Origin of the sequence: Halorubrum sp. SP3, from assembly GCF_005435195.1 — an archaeon.
Classification (GTDB): Archaea; Halobacteriota; Halobacteria; order Halobacteriales; family Haloferacaceae; genus Halorubrum; species Halorubrum sodomense.
Window position 1 is genome coordinate 1 of the sequence record NZ_SGTU01000212.1, and the last position, 692, is coordinate 692.

Here is a 692-nt window from a genome sequence, read left to right on the forward strand (position 1 = left end):
CCAAGAGTGGCTCGATGGCAACGACATCCCGCACCCATCTCGTTCGACGCTGAAAGATCGGATGGACGAACTGGCCGAGGACTACTACCTTCAACGGTGGAAGTCCACAGCGGGGCCGAAAGGCCAGGCGGACGCTTACCAGAAGCACGACGACGGGGCCTTACAGCCACCGCGGATTGAGAACCTCTCAAAGCACGCCGAGCGGGACGGCGTCGATCTCAACGAGGACTGCGTTGAGTGTGACGTAGACGATCCGTTCGCGGACGTGTGGGATCCGCTTCGCGACCAGCCCGCGAAGGAGACACACGCCTACTTCGAAGAACAGTTCTCGGGCGGGACGAAGGATGAGGATACCCTGACCTCCGCGATGGGACCAGACCCAAACGAGGAGGAACGGAAACCCGAGCCTGTTGATCCGCGGGACGGTGATGGCGATTCCTCGCTTGATGATTTCAGCGGTGATGAGGATGGTGGGTCTGACGACGCAGAGGGTACCCCTCACGCGGACACAAACCCGTCCGCAGCGGCCTTATCGCCTGACAGCCCACCCGAACGCCAGTCGGACCAATGGGTGCTCGAACACCTCCGTGAAAACGAGGGTGCGGTGTTCGCGGGCAACCACACCGCGGCTCACTACGTCGGCGCGGTGGACAGCGAGCAGACAGTTGACGCCGCGGACACCGAGGGAACAG

Annotated in this window: 1 pseudogene; it reads left to right on the forward strand. The window is 62.4% G+C overall.

Features of this window, described 5'->3' with window-relative positions:
* Positions 1–61 precede the first annotated feature (61 nt).
* Positions 62–692 (forward strand): annotated as a pseudogene (locus EXE42_RS16265) (hypothetical protein); the annotation flags it as partial.